This window comes from Moorena sp. SIO3B2 (genome assembly GCF_010692525.1).
GTDB classification, from domain to species: domain Bacteria; phylum Cyanobacteriota; class Cyanobacteriia; order Cyanobacteriales; family Coleofasciculaceae; genus Moorena; species Moorena producens.
The window spans coordinates 1-2,055 of the sequence record NZ_JAAHHE010000727.1; the positions used below are offsets into that span (position 1 = coordinate 1).

Consider the following 2,055-nt stretch of genomic DNA (forward strand, 5'->3'; position numbering starts at 1 on the left):
TACCGGTAGAACTGGCATCTTGCCGCGTGATATTATTATTAGTTGTAGAACTGGCATCTTGCCAGTGACCAATATTATTAGATCTTGCCAGTGACCAATATTATTAGTTGATTGAGCTTGACACAGGAAGCCTATTCCCGCAACAGGCTAGAAGCCTGTTCCACAAGAATAAAAAAAACAGGGCAAAAGGGCAAAAGGGTAAAGGGTTACGGAGTCCACGCACACCCACACACCACACGAAAACCAATATCGTAGCTGTGCCTGAGGGCCGGAAAATAGAGGTTGCGAGACCCAGAACGGCAGAATCCAGGACCGTCGACCCAACAACCGCCCCGCAACAGCCGCCGTTTATTATCATTTTCATTATCATAAAGCCAGGCACTGCCATCTGTTGGTGCATCTTCATAGTTTGAGTGCCAATGGTCTGCACACCACTCCCACACATTTCCATGCATATCGTAGAGTCCAAACTCATTGGCTACCCCAAAACTTCCCACTGGGGTTGTTTCCTCAAGATATTTGCCTTTGGAACCAGAGCCATAAGTATAGTTGCCATCATAGTTAGCTAGGTCAGTTGTAATTGTCTCACCAAAATGAAACGGAGTCGTTGTACCTGCTCGACAAGCATACTCCCACTCGGCTTCACTGGGCAAGCGATAAGGGCGTTTGGTATACTGGGACAGCCGCTCACAAAACTCTACAGCATCATACCAAGAGACTCTCTCTACAGGTCGGTCTTCCCCTTTAAAATAGGATGGATTGGGTTTAAGTTTTATGTTGACTTGGGGTAGGGCTGCCACCGCTTGCCATTGAGCTTGGGTAACTGGGTATTTGCCCATCAAGAAGGATTTAACCGTGACTTGATGCTGGGGACTTTCACTTTTGCTATGCCCCTCTTCGGTTTCTGGAGAACCCATGATAAAGCTCCCTTCACGAATGCCAACCATCTCTAGCTCAACTCCATTCCCTAAGTCTTCGGTAAAACCATAAGCTCCATGCTGATGACGGTTGATAATTAGTTCTGTTTTTCTTCTGAACCAGCTTGTTTGTTTTAACTCAATAGTTACCACTTCAAACTCAAAAGGTTCTAGCTCAATGTCTGGGAATATCTCTGTCCCTGCTCCCAGCCCAATGGTTGCCACCTCACATTCAAAGGTTTGCATGGGTGGGAAACCTTCCAGCTGAGTGACTTGATTAAGGCTAAGGTTTACCCCATGAACACCATAGGATTGACCAGCATCAGGGGTAATTTGACCTTTGAGCCACATTCCCAGGGATTCAGCAAATTTCATTAAGGAGTCATATTGACTCAACTGGGGTCTAAATTCTTGAATTAGACGCTGTAATCGGGCTAATTCTGCCTGTCCATTTTTTCCTCGGTTAACCAATCCTTGTAGGGCTGTGGCAATCTCTTCTTCTGCTTCAGTGCGATGTTGATCTAAATACACCATGGCTGCCCATTGTTGTGCCTGGAATTCTCGCTGTCGGCTAGGGGGATGGGTTCCCATTAAATAAGTCACGTAGTCCATCAGCAATTGGGCTACGGATTTGAGGCGATTTGTGCCAAATTTGTGCTGAAATTCTGGTGTTTCAAATTGTGCCAATAAATGAGACCGTACCGCCGGAGTCATGGCATATAATTCATAACCAACTGGACGGCATAACTCCGACAACAGTAAATCCGCTTCTGCTATCCAAGGCACTTCCTCGTTCAGTAAAAATTGCACTCGAATATAATTGACCAATTCTGGAGTCAATACCAAGGGCAAAGCGCAATGACAAGCTAGATAGCGATAGTTGGGCTCAAACCTGGCCACAAACCGTTCAATTTGTTGCTTGGCTATTTCTTCGGTTAATTGGTCAGATGAGGAAGTTGTCATACATCTTAACGAATCTGTGCGATCGCTTGATTTAACCCATGAGGATCCAGGGGGTACATTGGTACTAAATGAGCGATAAATTGGGCAGTGCTTCCCTGCCAGCGTTCAGAGGGAACGGGATTCAACCAGGCAATTAACTTGGTATGCTGTTTAATGTGCCACAAAACTTCAGCGG

1 protein-coding gene is annotated in these 2,055 nt (G+C 45.8%); it reads right to left on the reverse strand.

The features are described from left to right. Nucleotides 1–206 precede the first annotated feature (206 nt). Nucleotides 207–1,880, reverse strand: coding sequence for a formylglycine-generating enzyme family protein (locus F6K38_RS40350; protein ID WP_287360472.1), 1,674 nt, complete (start codon nt 1,878–1,880; stop codon nt 207–209). Nucleotides 1,881–2,055 lie beyond the last annotated feature (175 nt).

Coding starts and splice junctions, on each gene's coding strand:
- F6K38_RS40350 (WP_287360472.1), bottom strand. CDS start 1,880: ATGACAACTTCCTCATCTGACCAATTAACCGAAGAAATAGCCAAGCAA.